At 35.9% G+C, this 14783-nt stretch carries 13 protein-coding genes; 5 read left to right on the forward strand and 8 right to left on the reverse strand.

Annotated elements, in window-relative coordinates; genetic code table 11:
* Window positions 1-132: 132 nt before the first annotated feature.
* Both ltrA and OOL03_RS05205 read right to left on the reverse strand, forming a co-directional pair.
* On the reverse strand, window positions 133-1608 hold the full coding sequence (gene ltrA, locus OOL03_RS05200; protein WP_264707109.1) for a group II intron reverse transcriptase/maturase: 1476 nt from the start codon (window positions 1606-1608) through the stop codon (window positions 133-135).
* Window positions 1609-1924: 316 nt separating this feature from the next.
* Entirely contained in the window at window positions 1925-2098 is a 174-nt protein-coding gene (locus OOL03_RS05205) for a hypothetical protein (protein ID WP_264707108.1), read from the reverse strand.
* 13 nt (window positions 2099-2111) lie between these two features.
* Here OOL03_RS05205 and OOL03_RS05210 point away from each other — a divergent pair, with 13 nt between their 5' ends.
* Window positions 2112-3332: a peptide MFS transporter gene (locus OOL03_RS05210; RefSeq protein ID WP_264707202.1), complete on the forward strand. Its 1221-nt coding sequence runs from the start codon at window positions 2112-2114 to the stop codon at window positions 3330-3332.
* A gap of 139 nt (window positions 3333-3471) precedes the next feature.
* Here OOL03_RS05210 and miaB read toward each other — a convergent pair whose 3' ends face one another.
* Window positions 3472-4791 (reverse strand): tRNA (N6-isopentenyl adenosine(37)-C2)-methylthiotransferase MiaB, encoded by a 1320-nt coding sequence (gene miaB, locus OOL03_RS05215; protein WP_264705014.1) that lies wholly within the window; start codon window positions 4789-4791, stop codon window positions 3472-3474.
* Window positions 4792-4833: 42 nt separating this feature from the next.
* On the opposite strand from miaB, the gene OOL03_RS05220 reads away from it, so the two are divergent.
* The 3 genes from OOL03_RS05220 (at window position 4834) to ruvX (ending at window position 7123) form a co-directional block, all read left to right on the forward strand.
* Complete coding sequence (locus tag OOL03_RS05220; RefSeq protein WP_264707204.1) at window positions 4834-5022, forward strand: hypothetical protein; 189 nt, start codon at window positions 4834-4836, stop codon at window positions 5020-5022.
* Entirely contained in the window at window positions 5007-5963 is a 957-nt protein-coding gene (locus tag OOL03_RS05225) for an IS5 family transposase (RefSeq protein ID WP_253303014.1), read from the forward strand. The genes OOL03_RS05220 and OOL03_RS05225 overlap by 16 nt, the downstream gene beginning before the upstream one ends.
* 692 nt (window positions 5964-6655) lie before the next feature.
* The gene (gene ruvX, locus OOL03_RS05230) at window positions 6656-7123 is read left to right on the forward strand and encodes a Holliday junction resolvase RuvX (RefSeq protein WP_010082183.1); all 468 of its coding nucleotides are present in this window, start codon (window positions 6656-6658) and stop codon (window positions 7121-7123) included.
* Between the two features lie 44 nt (window positions 7124-7167).
* Here ruvX and ruvC read toward each other — a convergent pair whose 3' ends face one another.
* The 4 genes from ruvC to OOL03_RS05250 are packed head-to-tail and all read right to left on the reverse strand — an operon-like array spanning window position 7168 to window position 9856.
* Complete coding sequence (gene ruvC / locus OOL03_RS05235) at window positions 7168-7656, reverse strand: crossover junction endodeoxyribonuclease RuvC (protein WP_264707207.1); 489 nt, start codon at window positions 7654-7656, stop codon at window positions 7168-7170.
* Entirely contained in the window at window positions 7657-8484 is an 828-nt protein-coding gene (locus OOL03_RS05240) for a cytochrome c oxidase subunit 3 (RefSeq protein WP_264707209.1), read from the reverse strand.
* 47 nt (window positions 8485-8531) lie between these two features.
* On the reverse strand, window positions 8532-9191 hold the full coding sequence (locus OOL03_RS05245; protein WP_264373885.1) for a TenA family protein: 660 nt from the start codon (window positions 9189-9191) through the stop codon (window positions 8532-8534).
* A 44-nt stretch (window positions 9192-9235) separates the two neighbouring features.
* A complete protein-coding gene (locus tag OOL03_RS05250; protein ID WP_406721371.1) occupies window positions 9236-9856 on the reverse strand; it encodes a TenA family protein in 621 nt (206 codons plus the stop codon).
* 21 nt (window positions 9857-9877) lie between these two features.
* Here OOL03_RS05250 and OOL03_RS05255 point away from each other — a divergent pair.
* Window positions 9878-10737 (forward strand): IS630 family transposase gene (locus OOL03_RS05255; RefSeq protein ID WP_264707019.1). Its coding sequence is split into 2 segments (ribosomal slippage): window positions 9878-10202 and window positions 10202-10737, totalling 861 coding nucleotides; the frame shifts between segments, so codons are not numbered across the junction.
* A 222-nt stretch (window positions 10738-10959) separates the two neighbouring features.
* Here the strand turns inward: OOL03_RS05255 and OOL03_RS05260 are convergent.
* On the reverse strand, window positions 10960-14589 hold the full coding sequence (locus OOL03_RS05260) for a tetratricopeptide repeat protein (RefSeq protein ID WP_264707211.1): 3630 nt from the start codon (window positions 14587-14589) through the stop codon (window positions 10960-10962).
* Between the last annotated feature and the right edge of the window lie 194 nt (window positions 14590-14783).

Here is a 14783-nt window from a genome sequence, read left to right on the forward strand (position 1 = left end):
AGGAACCGTACGTGAAAGTTTCCCTTCATACGGCTCGAGCCACCTTAAGTCCTTTTCTTTAGAACCGGCAACAGTTTTTATCGAATATTTGGACATATCAAATTCCTTCTTAGAACTAACATTAATCATACCTTACCATTTTTGCAAAGAGAAGAGTTTTTTTGATTGACGTTCTTTAAAGTAAGCATACCACTCTTTATCATAGGGGTTAGCTACTGCTCTAATTTTCTTATGGCGGCGAATTGGTACACTTGTCGCTTGGAAGAGTTCTTTCCATTCAATTATGTTTTTATTCTTAGCCAGTACTGCAAAACACCATTTTCGAGACTCCTTGACTTTAAAGTATTTACCTTTAATCCAACGTAATCCTTTATTAGGATGTCTGCGTTTTGACCAGTGCCATAAGGCTTTGAAGATCTCATGGTCCACTTTTTCGTAAGCTTTTCTCGCACATATTCCTCGATGGTAGTTGGCCCATCCTCGAATTTGAGGTGTAAGCATATCAATTACTTTTTCTTGGGTTTCTGCGTTCTTCTTGCGAATTAGGTACCGGATGCGCTTCAGAAGTCTGTTTACACTTTTTTCTGAAGGTTTGATGATTAGTTTTGTTTTGTACTTGCGTACTGTCTGACCGAGAAAATCGAATCCCTGTTCTATGTGTGTGATCTTTGTCTTTCCTGCCGATAAAGATAGCCCTCTTTGGCTCAGGAAATCCTCTACAAGCCGTTTGACTTTAGTCTCTAGAATTTCTTTCGATTTTCCAGTTACTATAAAATCATCCGCATAGCGGATCATGTGTACACCATATTTCTTGCGTTTTTTGGTTCCCTTTTTTCCGAAATGTTTATTGAAAACATCATCAAGACCGTCGAGAGTTAAATTAGCAAGTACAGGAGATATAATTCCACCTTGTGGAGTTCCTGCTATTGTGGGATGTAGCATTCGTCTTTCTACGAATCCAGACCTTAACCATTTATTTAGGATACTCTTTTCCATTGGAATTGAGTTTTTCAACCAGTGGTGGTCTATTTCATCGAAACACTTCTTAATATCCCCCTCTAAAATCCATTGCGGAGCATCACGTCTTGCCAATGTTATGAAAATTTGACTTACTGCATCTGCTGCTGAACGATGCACCCTGAATCCATATGAGTGAGTGTCTCCTATTGTTTCTGCAACAGGGTCCAAGCCCATAAGGTATAAGGCTTGTATCGCACGATCTTTTATAGTTGGAATACTAATCGGCCGCTTGCCGCCCTCAGGCTTGATTAGATAAATGCGTCTCATAGGTTGAGAGCGATATCCACGTCGCTTTAGGCTAGCAATTCCTTGAGATTTAGCTGAAGGACTTTGCCACAACTGATTATCAACACCAGCCGTGTATTTTCCTTTGTTCGAAGTTACGCGTTTCACTGCTAATGCTTTAGCACTAAAACTACGTGTGAGAAGATGTTGTAAAGTTTTCACTTTATTCCATCTCCCATCTTTTGTTGCCTGAACAATACGAGCTTGTAGCTTCCTGGTTTTTTTCTTACATTGAGACCAATTAATTTGGTTCCAGTGCTCGGCAGTACCGAAAGGTGCACTTACAATTTTACCTGTAACCATCTGCTTTCCTCTCTTTAAAAGTTTTACAAACAATCTTGTCCAAGATGACCATTGTGGACGTCAGTTCTCTTTCGAGCCAGGTAACGTTAAACCTGTATCACATCCATTACAGATGAGCGTTCACTTTTTCCACACTCCCAATCCCACATACCCATAAGCCTTTCTCACGATCGACCTTACTGAATATCCAATATTGGTACCCAGAGATATATGGGGTTTCCGTGTTCCACCTATTAAACAACAACGGGTTAGGATTGATCTCTACACCGGTGACCTTGATGTTTGCGTATCAAATGCGTTCAGTTTGATAACCAGTCTACTTACCTTTTGGTTCAAGCCTATCAGTGTCTTTGGCTTGTTCGACGTAACGATGCTTAGGATCATTTGCTTGCGCTATCCATACCATTAACCCTAGCCCCCGTGCCAACTCGACACTTATAGCATTGTTCTTTCTTCGCAGACCGAACTTCTCCTTTTCAGGCGGGTTCATTGTCCTAAACGCTTTGCACAAAGCATTACTGCTTTTGTACAGTCTAGTAGGGTACGAGCGGCAAAACACTCGGTTTAGTCAGGGTGACCTGCTAAACAATTTAATAAGCGACTTTTCACGTCGCACAAACGCAACTAACTTACTTGGTTCATGCTATGGCAAAGACGATCCTGAACGTAGCAGAGGCTTTACTTTATTTTACGTAAGCGTGAATATTGGAGCAATATTGGCTTCTATTTCATGTGGTTATGTAGCCCACTTGTTTGGCTGGCACTACGGCTTTGGTTTAGCTGGTATTGGGATGTCTATAGGGCTAATCTTTTTTCTCAAATTTCAGAATCTTTTAGGAGATAGCGGCCTTTCTCCTTATCCAGAGCTTATGAATAAGCGCATATTAGGGATTAAAATTTTTAGTATAGTATTGATAGGAAGCTTTCTGTCATCATCAATAATTGCTAAAATGCTTATACATAGTGAATTTTTTACTAATATGCTCATATTTGTTGGAATAACAGCTCTGGGCATATTTATTTATATAATATCTAAATTATCAGCAGAACAAAGACGAAAATTAGTGGTATTATCTATTCTTGTGGTATTTTTCTTGTGTTTTTTTGCTTTAGAAATGCAGCTTGGCTCTTTGGTTAACTTATTCACCGAAAGAAACGTTATTAACAATGTATTAGGTATAACAATTCCAGCTTCAGTTTCTCAAGCCATAAATCCTTTGTCAATTATAATATTTGGCTTTCTTTTTGGAACATACATGAAGTTTAAGCAAAAATATGCAACTTCCATGTTTACCCTTGGCCTTCTGACAATGGCTATGTGTTTTTTCACACTGTACATAGGATGTTTAAACTCTAACATTGAAGGTAAAGTAGAATACTTATATTTAATAATTGCTATCTCCTTTATGGGACTGGGAGAATTATGTATTGCTCCATTAGTCCAAGAACAAGCAACTACACTAGCCCCCAAAAACCTTAGAGGAGTAGTGATGGGTATAGTAATGCTATCATTAGCGTTTTCTAACCTAGCCGGAGTTGCAATATCAAAATTTATGTCAGTTCCTTCAGTAAATGGTAAAATAAATTATTTAGAATCTTTAGAAATATATAAAGAGGGTTTTTTAAAGGTGGGAATATTTAATTTAATGCTCGTTATTGTATTTTTATTCTTCTTCAATTTTATACATAAAGTTGTTACTAACTCATCTTGTACAAAAAATTGATATAGGTAAGCTCAAATTTGTAGGTTTAAGGTACCCGTTCAGCAGAGGTAGCAATTAAACTTTGTAACTTTTGAAAAAGATTATGATTGCATTTTTTCAATACTCTTTGCTTAAGATTTATATTTAACGCTGCTTAAAATCAGTGAAATGCACACCCCAGCAAACTACTCTGCCGAGCTTCCAACACTTTCACATTTACTATTTTGTCCCTGTATTTATCTTCAGAATCATCAATGCACACTGATTGCATATATGGGCTTTTACCAATAATTTGGTTTTGGTGTTTACCTTTTTTATCGCTAAATAGAACAGGTATAGTTTTACCTACCATACTCTGGTTAAACTCAAGTTGTTGCTTACTAATTAATTTCTGTAAACGAAGAAGGCGCTCTGTTTTAACCTCTTCTGGTACTTGATCTTTTCTTTCCGCTCCCGGTGTGCCTGGTCTTGGGCTGTATTTAAAACTATAAGCCTGAGCATATCTAACTTTTTCTACTAATTTCATAGTTTCTTCAAAATCTTTTTCGGTTTCTCCAGGAAAACCAACAATAAAATCAGAAGAAAATTCGATTTCAGGTTTCAATTTGCGAAATCTGTCTATTATTTCCAAATACTCCTCTGCAGTGTGTTTCCTGTTCATCGCGTGCAATATTTTATTCGAACCAGACTGCACAGGCAGGTGAACAAACGGCATGAGCTTTGGCTCTTCCGCATGTGCCAAGTAGAGAGATTCATGCATATCTCTTGGATGAGAAGTTGTATAACGAATCCTCTCTAGCTTTTCAATTTTAGCAATATGACTAATTAATTTTCCTAAATCCCACACTTCCCCTTCGCACTCCCCATGGTAAGCATTGACGTTCTGACCAAGCAAATTGATCTCATTTGCCCCATTTGCAACTAATTTCAATGCTTCACGAAATATTTCATTCATTGGCCGTGAATACTCAGCTCCACGAGTATAGGGCACTACACAAAACGTACAAAATTTATCACAACCCTCTTGTATGGCAAGAAACGCAGAAGACCCCTGGCTATTGCCATAGCATTCATCTGGCAATTTATCAAACTTTGCAACTTCAGGAAAATCAGTGTTTATTACATGACCTTTACTTCTGCTTGCTTTGACTATCAGCTCCGGTAAGGTAGCGATACTCTGCGAACCAACAACAATATCAACAAAAGGAGCCCTTCTGAACACTTCTTCTCCCTCTGCTTGCGCTACACACCCAGCCACCACTATAGTCATTTCTTTTCGTAACGAATGAATCTTCCCAAGCTCTGAGTAAAGTTTTTCTGCTGCCTTCTCTCTAATGTGACAAGTATTCAGTATCACTAAATCGGCTTTCCCTGCATCACTAACAACGTTGAACCCCAAAGGTTTAATTACATTTTCCATTAAAACGGAGTCATAAACGTTCATCTGACAGCCGTAAGTTTTAATATATAGGCCTTTCATATTTGGTATGTCTTTTTCAAAATTTCTTCACCCTACACGTAAATGTCTAACAGACCAGCGCGTGACGCTAGTGAACTTGCTAGCACAATAGATTTTGACAAAATTATACGAAAAACTGGATTCCAGTGGGCTTTGTTGCATCGCTCAAGTGAAAAGAACTGGCAGTTACTGACAAAATTCATTATAAATAGCCATTTAACTGTTGAAGAAAAAATATGCCACAAAAAATGAGAGTCAGTAACTGCCATGAATATAACAAATTTCTCCAAGAAAGAGGAAGCATTTTTTGTTATATCAATGACGCCATAGAAAATTGGTACGAGAATTGTCCAAAAATGCAGGGCGGCAACTATATTTATAGTGATAAAGTTGTGATTTTGGTGCATATAATCGTCAGTTTCTTTAGAATTGGTTTAAGACAAACAGTCGGGTTTATAAAAGGGTATTTGCAACAAATAGGAAGAGATTTGGCAGTTATCAGCTATTCACAAGCATCAAGAAGGTTTAAGAAACTTAATATTAAGATAAATGATTGCAGAATTGATAAAAATAATATGGAAGATATCGAAATTGCTATAGACAGTACAGGAATTAGTATATACAACAACACTCCTGGTCACAGCAAGGAAAATAGCACTGACAGAAAATATCGTGGCTATGAGCAAACGAGAAAATTGCACGTAATGTTGAATATAAACAACAAAAAAGCCATAGCTGTAAAATACAGTAACGGTGTCTACTCTGATCACTATGGAGCTTGTGATTTGCTAAAAGAAGTTGATTTTCAGCATGCCATAAAAGCACTATATGCAGATAGAGCATGTGATAGGCACAAGTTTTATAAGTTGTGTAACAAATATGATATAAAGACAAAAATTCCACCAATAAACAATGCGGCAGAACATCCAGAAATAGATTATATGTCTGACAGGAATGCTGCTATTAGGTTAATAAAATTATACGGTGAAGATGGCATGAAAGAATGGAAAAAAGAAGTAAATTATGGGAAAAGATCTTATATTGAAGGGTTTTTCTCAAGATTAAAGCAAATATTCGGATTTAGTTTTAGGAATAAATCTGAGATAAATCGAGAAAAAGAACTGCTAATCAAATGCTATTTGCTTAATAAATTCACTGATATTGGTATGGCTAAATTTGAGATAGTTACATGAATTTACCATAAATCACCATCTCATAAAGTGTGATGCAACAAAGCCCGCTGGAATCCAGTTGAGCTATTTCAACAAAAATACTACATTTTGAGATGAACGTTCCAGACTTATTTACAAGTATAACAATTGAAGTCTGGATTCCAGTGGGCTTTGTTGCATCGCTAGCTATGATGGATTAAAGATAAAAAAGATGGAGAATATCAGTAGCTTATTATTCTGGTATTTATAACAAGAACGGTCAGTGAATACCTAAATTTGAGTAAAAGAAATTTCACTACCACTCACTAATCCGGCTAAAATTCAAGAATTTCAATGCTTTAGCTATTTTCAATAGAATTAAATTTATTAATATAAATAATAAATTACTATTCTTAAATTTGATCAGATTGATTGCAAAAAAACAAGATTTTCAATAGGTTACTTATAATCCTAACTATAGTTAGCCTTTCATAAGTAGCGATGCAACAAAGCCATTCCAGTGTCAAGCACTGGAATGACATCATAGGGGCACTGCCCTTTTGGATGGAAACCAGTGTCAGCTACTTAGATGATACCTTTTTTCTACTTAGTTTGGGTTATGCAAGAAGTCTATTGCATTCCTGAGCAATTTGATTCATTATTCTTTTTGTAAAAAATTTTCTTAACTTTCTCTCCACTTTTTTGGTAAGGTCACTTTAAAGGAAGTCTAATAGATGCTACATAGAAATCCAGATGAGTTTCTAAAGTCTATTCCAAAAGATAAGCGCATAATGTGCCTTGACATGGGAGAAAAGCAAATAGGCATAGCATTTAGCGATAAAACACAGCTCATAGCCACAGCTCATAGCATATATCACAGAAAAAATATGAGCAAAGATTTAGGTTATCTGCATAGAATATTCAAAGAAAATGAATCTGGATCAATGGTAATAGGACTACCATTAAAAATGGACGAGCAAGAAACTAAATGGTGTAAAACTATAATCCAATTCGCAAATAAAATAATAAAAAAATATAAAGTAAATATATACTTACAAGACGAAAGCTTCTCAACATCTATCGCAACTCATACACTAAAAATTACTGGAATATCAATCACAAAATCGAAAAAAATAGATGATAAAATCTCCGCATGTATTATTTTGCAACGAACGTTAGACAAGATAAATACAATCAAATAGTTTTTCCAGATCTGGAAATCTTCAAACTGAATCCCATATAAAAGTTACTCAACAAAACAAGAACCTTTCGTATAAGCATGACAAATTGCTACAGCAAGAGCGTCAGCAGCATGGTGGCATTTTATACTCAAATTTCTAACTATTTGCTTCACCATAAATATAATCTGATCCTTATCAGCATGGCCATTTCCGGTAATGCTTTTTTTTACATAGTTTGCATCATATTCATTCATAGTTAGCTTTGTTATTTTTAACGCTAAAATTACAACCCCTCTTGCATATCCTAAAGTTAGTGAAGATTTAGGATTTTTATTAACAAAAATTTTCTCCACCGCAGCTTCATTCGGAGAGTATAGGGAAATTACTTTCTTTAATTGTTCAAAAATTATATGTAGGCGTTCACCTGTACCCAATTTACCATCAGTTGATATGGTACCGCCGCCCAAAAATTCAATATTATTTTTTTCGTTCAGGCTGATAATGGCCCACCCAGTCTTGCTTATTCCTGGATCTAGACCTATTATTTTAACCACTTAATAAACGCTTAACCAATAGACAAACAAAAATAAAAATATCCAGACTACATCTACAAAGTGCCAATACCAGGAGGCAAACTCAAAGCACAAATGGTCCTGAAGTGTAAATTGGCCTTTCCGTGCTCTAAATAAACACACTGATAAAAATATTATTCCTATTATAACGTGTGCGCAGTGAAAACCGGTAATCATATAAAAATTGGATGTATAAATAAGCTTTTCTCCTGTTTCTTGTAGAGAAAAACTCGCTTCATTATACTCTATTGCTTGCACTATTATAAAAAAAACTCCAAGCAATATAGTTATGGACAGCATTTTAATCATGCTCTTTTTATCATTTTTAAGTAAAGAGTGATTTGCCCAAGTAATTGTTGTACCAGAAAGCAATAATATTAATGTATTCATGAATGGTAGTGACCACGGATCAGGTGGCAAAATTCCCTCAGGGGGCCATTCAACTTTTTTTGCAGGAGAAAACGCCTCAAATAAAAAAACTGGATCAAGCCAGGCTTTAAAGAATGAACAAAAGAACACTATAAAAAATACGACCTCCGAGAGAATAAACAAGTACATTGCAAATTTGAGTCCATGTTTTACAATGGCAGTGTGACATTTGTCATAAATGGCCTCCCTTATTACATCTCTCCACCAATAAAACAGCACCCCTGATACTGCGGAGATTCCCAAAACTAAACAAAACATTCCGACAATTTGTTTATGAAGCGCGCCAACTAATCCAAGTGCAAGAATAAGAATTGCTGCTGATACAGCAATTGGCCAAGGGCTTGGATCCACTAAATGAAAATCATGTTCTTTACTTTTCATAGCATTTTAAAAAATACTTATTAAGGATACAAATTAGCTTAAAATTGTCAATGTTCCTTAGGAAATTGATTGAATCTTGAAAAATTATATGCACCGTTCAAAAAATCTAACACAAATTGTGCAGTTATTCTAAACAACTCAAGCATTCTGCTCTTTTCGTTTTCTCTTGCTCTGCTGCAATATCCATCAACAATATTTTCCAAAATAATGCATCCAGACTTTACTGAATCACTGTAACAAAAATTAAACCAATCCCTATATCTATTATTTTTCTTGAATCTATTTTTCATGCTATCAACGACAGTCTCGTATATAAACATGCAAGAATACAAAACCGTCATAGCCTCATAGGTATTACTATGCGAGATGGATAAAAGAAAATTAGTGAAATTAAAACACTCAAGAGATTTCTTTTCGCGACTTATACCGTACATAGTAAAGTAGTAGTCATATAGCATTCTATTAACAGTCACTACTCTTTGGGCTACTTCAGCAAGCGAGATAATACTACTATAATCTTCCATTCTGGATGCAGTAATTAAGGTGGTACGAATATAATCACCTAAGAACAACGTCTTTTGTTGAGCATAGAACTTGAAGTTCTCTATATTTAGGGTGTTATTCGCTAACTCAACATTAAAAGGGTGCTCAATTATATCCTTTAAAAGATTTGACCCGTAACAGCTCCTAATTATGCCACTGAACACTGTAGTTACCGATAAAAGATCAAGTTAACGTAAATAATCCGCTGCTAATATTCTTTGCTAGATATATTAGAGTAATATGCCTCATCCCAAAACATTATTTCTAATTCCAGCCCTTTCTTAAAAAACTCATACATCCTCTTTTTTTCACAGTCACTAGCTTTTTTATATAGCTTATTTGTAATATCAGTAACCTCATCAATTACAGCATTTACTGTTTCGCTACTATAAATGTTGATCCACTCTTTGTATTTGTTATTTTTAACCCCTTTAGTTGTTATCTCATTTACCATATGGCGTATAACGATTTGGTATATGTTAAAGCAAGAATAAGATGCTACTAAAGCTTCATTAACAGAATTGTGATATGCGGCACTCATGAAAAAGTCAGTAAAGGCAGAACAAGCTCTTGACTTTTTGTGATCATCAGATAGATCACAATCTTCAAAATATTTTTTATACTGTTCTCGAACATAAAATGCTCCTTGTGCCAAATTGATTAAACTACTCATCATTTCAATATCATCAACTCTAGCTGTAACAATTAAAAAAGCACGAGCGCAATCTATACAATACAGAAAATCCTGCTGAAGGTAGAATTTGAATTTTTCATAATCTAATGTATTATAGCTCTTTCGATAAAAGTCCGGATGTGATAGGATAAGGATAGATGATGATAAGGAGGTTGAATGCCAGCAGCATATAGTTATGATTTAAGAAAAAAAGCAATGGAAGCGCTAGACGAAGGAGAAAGCAGAGAAACAGTGGCAGCAAGATTTAAGATTGGACGAACTACTTTATGGGAGTGGCAGCAAAGAAGAAAAGAAACAGGAGACTTTCAATCAAAAAAACTTGGAAATGGGGGTTACAATCACAAAATTACCGACTGGGATACCTTTGCCAAATTTGCCAGAGAACACGGAGGAAAGACTCTATCGGAAATGGCTAAACTTTGGAACAACGTTAGTATCCAAACGATCTATCGAGCCCTTAAAAAAATTGGATTTACGCGCAAAAAAAGACATATGGATACAAGGAAAGAAACGAAGAAAAACGTGCTGAATTTTTGAAAATTATAGCGACAAAAGAACCTAAAAACTTAGTGTATATAGATGAGTCTGGCATTGATAACACCGAAGACTACCCCTACGGATATTGCCAGAAAGGACGGCGGTTTTATGCCTTAAAATCTGGAAAGAAAACTCAACGAATCAGTATGGTTGCAGCCTTAAGTGGAAGAAAGATAGTTGTTCCGTTAACCTTTGAAGGCCACTGTAATATGGATGTTTTTAATGGATGGTTTGAGCAATTTTTGACACCGATCTTGGAACCTGGACAGACTGTCATTCTTGACAATGCTACTTTTCATAAGTCTGATAAGATTATCGAGCTTGCTAAAGGGGTTGGTGCAGAAATTTTGTATCTGCCGCCTTATTCTCCAGATTTCAACAAAATTGAGCATCATTGGTTTGCTATAAAAAACAGAGCCAGGAAAAACATTCCTCTATTCGAATCCTTTCTTCGTGCTGTTGATTCTGCCTTCCTATGACCTGTTTGGACTATTATGAGAAATGCTATAAAATGATCACGGCCATAATATTTCTCAAAAACAGGCAAAGCTTGCTCAAGAAATTTTTGTGCCTTCTGGGGACTGCCTGAAGCCCCATAAGCGGGGCCTAGAATTTCCCATAGTTCAACAACTTTAGAAGTAATCATGGACATGATGCTTCTCAAGAATAAATGAGGCCTGCTCAAGCAACTCCTTTGCTTTCTAAGGGTTACCTAAATCCCCATAGGTAATACTTAGGTTTGCCAATAGTTTAGCAACTTCAAGATGATCAGGACCGTAATGTTTCTCAAAAATAGGTAAAGCCCGTTCAAACAACTCTTTAGCTTTTTGAGAATCACCTAAGTCTCCATAAGTTCCGCCTAGGTTTTTTAGTATTATAGCAACTGTAAAATGGTTAGGCTCATAATGTTTCTCTTGAATTGCTAAAGCCCGTTCAAGCAACTCTTTTGCTTTCCGAGAATTACCTAAATTTCCATAGGCATCACCTAGATTGGCCAATGCAATGGCAACCTGAAAATGATCAGAACCATAGTATTCTTCAAGAATAGGTAAAGCCTGTTCAAACAACTCTTTAGCTTTTTGAGAATCACCTAAGTCTCCATAAGTTCCGCCTAGGTTTTTTAGTATTATAGCAACTGTAAAATGGTTAGGCTCATAATGTTTCTCTTGAATTGCCAAAGCCCGTTCAAGCAACTCTTTTGCTTTCCGAGAATTACCTAAATTTCCATAGGCATCACCTAGATTGGCCAATGCAATGGCAACCTGAAAATGATCAGAACCATAGTATTCTTCAAGAATAGGTAAAGCCTGTTCAAGCAACTCCTTTTGCCTACTAGGATTACCTGAATCCCCATAAGCATTACCTAGATTTGTCAGTGCAATGGCAACTTGAAAATGATCAGAGCCATAGTGTTTCTCAAGAATAGGTAAAGCCTGTTCAAGCAACTCCCTTTGCTTCTGAGGATCACCTGAGATACCGTAAACGATACCGAGGTTTATCAGTGTAATAGCAACTTGAAAATGATCAGAACCATAATGTTCCTCTTGAATTGTAAAAGCCCGTCTAAGCAACTCTTTTGCTTTCTGAGGATCACCTAAAGTCCTATAAGCGGTACCGAGACTTATTAGTGTGCTAGCAACTTGGAAATGATCAGGCCCATAATGTTTCTCTTGAATTACTAAAGCCCGTTCAAGCAACTCCTTTTTTTCCTCATGGTTACCTAAATCCCCATAAACAATACCGAGGTTTGTCAGTATAATAGCAACTTGAGAATGATCAGGTTCATAACGTTTTTCTTGAATTGCTAAAGCCCGTTTGAGCAACTCCTTTTGTTTCTGAGGATCGCCTAAGCTCCCATAAGCGTTACCTAGGTTTATCAGTATAATAGCAACTTGAGAATGATCATGTCCATAATGTTTCTCAAGAATAGGTAAAGCATGCTCAAGTAACTTCTTTTCTTTCTTATGATCACCTAAATCCCCATAAGCGTTACCTAGGTTTGCCCGTGCTATAGCAACTTGAAAGTGATAAGGCCCATAATGTTTCTCTTGAACTACTAAAGCCCGTTCAAACAGCTCCTTTTGTCTTCTGGAATTACCCAAGTCACGGTATCCATCACCCATCCATATTAATAAATCTCCTAGATAATCCTTCTCTATTGTTTGTTTTTTCAAAGGGTTTTCTTTTAGCCAATTATCTATATGTGATAAGAACGCTTCTAAATGTGGTAATAATTGTCGTTTCTTAGCATAATCTTCTAATTTGTCACTGTCATAAGGAAAGCTTTCTTTCAGTAATTCAAAAGTCTTTTTCACAACTTTTTCTTTGCCTTGCTTTTCTAACTCTATTCTTGTTACTTGCTGCACTAACCTGTGAACGTTGACTGAACTTTGCTCTTCTCCTGAGTTGATCATTGAATATTGTTTAAGTAGTTGGATAGCATCACCTAACTTTTCTTCATTGCGTTCTACCCCTAAAAACATTTTTGCAGGAATGTTGTCAGGAGCAATATAGGCAATGATATCCAAAATTTCTTTGGCTTGCTGACCATACTCTGGGTTATCTTTGATTTTATCAATAGTAATTCTCCAGGTTATAAAAGTTGTCTTGGTGTAGCTATTGTCGCTGTCTTTAGGAAACTTAAAATCAAGTAATTTTTCTGCTTCCTCTTTGTATCTCTTTAAATAATCACTAATTTCAAACTTCAAGCCTACATTCTTTAATGCTATATCCCTTTCTTTTATGTATGCAACTGCCTGCTGCAAAGCTAAAGGAAAATGCTGTAATGTTTCTGCCAAATTCTTTATTTCATTTTCTTGTGACCCATCTTTTATACCTAATGCTTTTCTAATAAAGTCTATTGATTCTGGTTCAGTAAATGCACCCAATGTTAATGATTTTATATCTCCCCATTTCTGATTACGAGAGGTAATCAAAACACTAGGTTTATTATCATCAGATGATAAAAAGTGGGACGGTAAGAATTGACTAATACCAGCATCTTGACCTTCACTTCTATATTCTTCTGCATTATCGAAAACAAAGAGACTTTTTCTCTTGGCGAAAAAAGCGTATATGTCTCTTACAATAGATTCAATATCCCTATCTTCTGTAGGAATGCCTAAAGGATCTCTAGCTAACCTGAGAAAAGACTGCACCATGGTTTCATGGGTTTCAGCTTTTATCCATATAATATTGTTGTCATAATCTTTACTGTGTTCTTCAATATATTTTTTGGCCAGCTCAGTCTTACCTATGCCTCCCAACCCACTAATAGAAACCAGTTGCGATATTACTGTGGCTACACCTTGACTCTCTTGTATTGACTCATGCAGTTTTTCTAGCTCTGTTTTTCTTCCAGTAAACGATCCTACTGGGTTTCTTACCTCAAATCGAAAGCCTCCTAAGATTTCTTCTTTCATCTTGCGAAAGAATTCTCTTCCGTCTTCATGTGTAAGAAAACGTCTCCCTTTTTCTTTCAGCCAATCTAGCATTTTTTCTTGGAAGCGAGCGTAAACATTTTTTCTGTCAATATCATTAAATTGCTCACCTAGCTCACTTTTGATAATATCCGCTAGTTTTATTTCATTAGGCTGATTTACTGCAAATACTAATTTGTCAAAAAATTCTTTTATATTGTCTTCCAACCTACCTTCATTCATCATTCGTCCAAATTCACGTTGCCACGTCTGATTTCTTTCCAATTTCCTTTTTGAGTCCTGATCTGGTTTACTTTGAAGTTTTTCTATCTCCTCTTCTAATTCTTTTATCGTCTCTTCCACAGCACCCTTAAATGTCGGTTGCATTATTGAAATCATGTTATCGTGAGTACAAGAGAACTTATATCTAGTGCCGCCGTCTTTAAAAAAGACATCACTAGTGTCGATTACTTCAACTAAAATTTCTATTTTCTCGTTTGGTCCTGAAGTTTTTACCTTCAATTTCCTCACTGTGTTTTGTGCTGTACTTTGATCCAGATCAAAATCGATATTAGTACAGATAATAAAATCTTTCAGGTTACCATCTGCAAAATCTTGATTATTTTTAATCTTTAGATAAGAGATGAAATACTTTGCTAACCTAAACTCATCTCTATTTTTATCTTTTGTAAGTAAGTCCCTTACTTCAATTTTTCTATTATCTTCATCTTGTGTATGTTTAGCCTGCAAAAAGCGGTATGCTTTCTTACTACCCTGGGTATATTCAAACACTAAGTCATCAAACTTTCTGGCTTCTTCTATTTCTGTACCTAAGCGAAAAGAATGCTGATAAAGTACTCCGCGATGCAAAAACAGCATCAATACCTTTAACTGATAGATATTACCGTGCATAATTCGCCACTCTACTGAAGACTACCAATAACTTTCTTCGATAAAAGTTATCAAATGCCTGAAATAATGCAGCAGAATTTTTGTGTGTCAATAAAAAAGTCTGCAAGAACAGGGTTGGAAGTGTTCCTTTGTTTATTACCTTAGTATATGAATAAAGATTTCCCGAATCTAATATGTAATTGCTGTAGGCTGCA

The organism is Wolbachia endosymbiont (group A) of Acrocera orbiculus (assembly GCF_947250015.1).
GTDB lineage: Bacteria > Pseudomonadota > Alphaproteobacteria > Rickettsiales > Anaplasmataceae > Wolbachia > Wolbachia pipientis.